Annotated in this window: 3 protein-coding genes; all 3 read left to right on the forward strand. The window is 45.8% G+C overall.

What is annotated here, in order from left to right; translation table 11 throughout:
- Positions 1–884, forward strand: an 884-nt coding sequence (locus tag KJB35_RS28120) for a chemotaxis protein CheW (RefSeq protein ID WP_285469895.1), incomplete at its 5' end; no start/stop codon positions are given.
- 35 nt (positions 885–919) lie between these two features.
- On the forward strand, positions 920–1414 hold the full coding sequence (locus KJB35_RS28125) for a chemotaxis protein CheW (RefSeq protein WP_005380507.1): 495 nt from the start codon (positions 920–922) through the stop codon (positions 1412–1414).
- Positions 1415–1427: 13 nt separating this feature from the next.
- Positions 1428–1922 carry a DUF2802 domain-containing protein gene (locus KJB35_RS28130; protein WP_025998721.1) on the forward strand — a complete coding sequence of 165 codons (495 nt, stop codon included), beginning with the start codon at positions 1428–1430 and terminating at the stop codon, positions 1920–1922.
- Positions 1923–1980 lie beyond the last annotated feature (58 nt).

The raw sequence follows: 1980 nt of genomic DNA on the forward strand, positions 1-1980 counted from the left end.
AGCCAGAGCCAGAGCCAGAATTACAGCTACAATACTCGGAGCCAGAAACGTACCAGTTTCAAGAAACATATCCGCCAGAGTTGGAAGCTCCAAACCTGGAAGATGTTCAAAGGCTATTAAGTCAGCTTGAAGCAAGCAACCCAGTGGCTGAGTTGGATATTGATAGTATTCTTGAACAAAATACGATTGATATTGCAGCAGAGATAAAAGCGGCTGAGCCTGAGGTACAAACCTTTAGTGAGGTGCCTGAGCTTCAGGGTGTTGAGGAAATACAGGACTGGGTGATTGATGAGCCAGTTTTTGAGGAAGCGCAACCAGAGGTGGATGAACCTCACGCAGTGATCGAACAAAGTATCAATATAGAAGCGAACGTCGATACTGAACTCGAAACACAAGCAGATTCCGATATACCAACGGTCTGGGAAAGCACGAAGCGAAGTGAGGACTTCCAAGTTCTTTACTTTGATGTGAATGGTGTCACGTTTGCTGTACCTCTTGATGAGTTAGGTGGTATTCATCGCATTAGCGAGCTTAACCATTTGATAGGAAAACCCGCCTGGTATTTGGGGCTACAAACAAATCGCGAGCAGCAGTTTGATGTCATCGATACCGCGAAATGGGTGATGGCAGATAAGCTTCGTGATGATAGCTATAAAGATAACTACCAATATGTCGTCATGCTTGGTGAGAGCATGTGGGGGTTGGCCAGTAACCAATTAATGGGGACTGAAACGCTTAATATCGACAAGGTTCGCTGGCGTGAGCAGGCGGGTAAACGCCCTTGGCTAGCGGGCATGGTAAAAGAAAAAATGTGTGCCTTAATTCATGTCCAGGCGCTCATTGACATGCTAAACGCCGGTTTAGATGTCAAATCACTGAATTAGATTTAAGTCGGGAACGACATTAACGAGGATTAACTATGTCTCAAGCTTTTGAAGTAGAAGTGAAGAAAGATGCATCGAATGACGAAGTTCTTCAGTGGGTGACGTTCCAGCTAGAAGAAGAAACGTACGGCATCAACGTAATGCAAGTTCGTGAAGTACTTCGTTATACTGAAATTGCCCCTGTTCCAGGTGCACCAGATTATGTACTTGGTATCATCAACCTACGCGGTAATGTAGTTACTGTTATCGATACACGTTCACGTTTTGGCCTGATGGAAGGCGAAGTCACCGACAACACTCGTATTATTGTGATCGAGTCTGAGCGTCAAGTGATTGGTATCTTAGTAGATAGCGTGGCAGAAGTCGTTTATCTGCGTTCTTCTGAAATTGATACGACGCCTTCAGTTGGTACCGACGAGAGTGCGAAGTTCATCCAGGGTGTGAGCAACCGTGACGGCAAGCTTCTTATCCTTGTGGATTTGAACAAGCTGCTAACAGATGACGAGTGGGACGAGATGGCTCACCTTTAATGGCTGAATGATGATGGCTGAAGAGACTCTTTTATCTGCTCCATTCCTTGCGGGTGGCGTCGCTTTTATCGTGTTAGTATTGGTTGTTTTGCAACTGCGGATTCGCTCGGGGTTACAAAAGCAGTTAGACCAACAACGAGCTCAATCTCGACACGCAGATAAAGAAGTGCAAAAGTTGAGTAAGCAGTTACTCGAAGTGCGCTCGGTTGTCGTTGGTCTTGGGCAAAAAGTGACGGAGCAACAAGACATTATTCAGCACTTAAACGAGAGAATTCGCGAACTCGAACACGCTGATACTGATGGTCGCTTGTACAGTCGCGCTTCTAAAATGGTACAGCTTGGCGCTGATATCAACGAGCTGATTGAAGAGTGCGAACTACCAAAAGCCGAAGCTGAGTTGATGCTTTCACTGCAGAAGAAACTGGCAGGGAAAGAGAAGATTCCACCATTAAGTGGTCAGCCATCAGATGACGCAGAATATCCAGCGCGTGGACGTCGTCGACGCTAAAGGTTATCAAGCGATAAAAAAGAGGCGTTATTACGCCTCTTTTTTTGTTTTCAGCCCT

This window comes from Vibrio sp. D431a (assembly GCF_030248655.1).
Classification (GTDB): Bacteria; Pseudomonadota; Gammaproteobacteria; order Enterobacterales; family Vibrionaceae; genus Vibrio; species Vibrio alginolyticus.

Coding starts and splice junctions, on each gene's coding strand:
- KJB35_RS28125 (WP_005380507.1), top strand. CDS start 920: ATGTCTCAAGCTTTTGAAGTAGAAGTGAAGAAAGATGCATCGAATGAC.
- KJB35_RS28130 (WP_025998721.1), top strand. CDS start 1,428: ATGGCTGAAGAGACTCTTTTATCTGCTCCATTCCTTGCGGGTGGCGTC.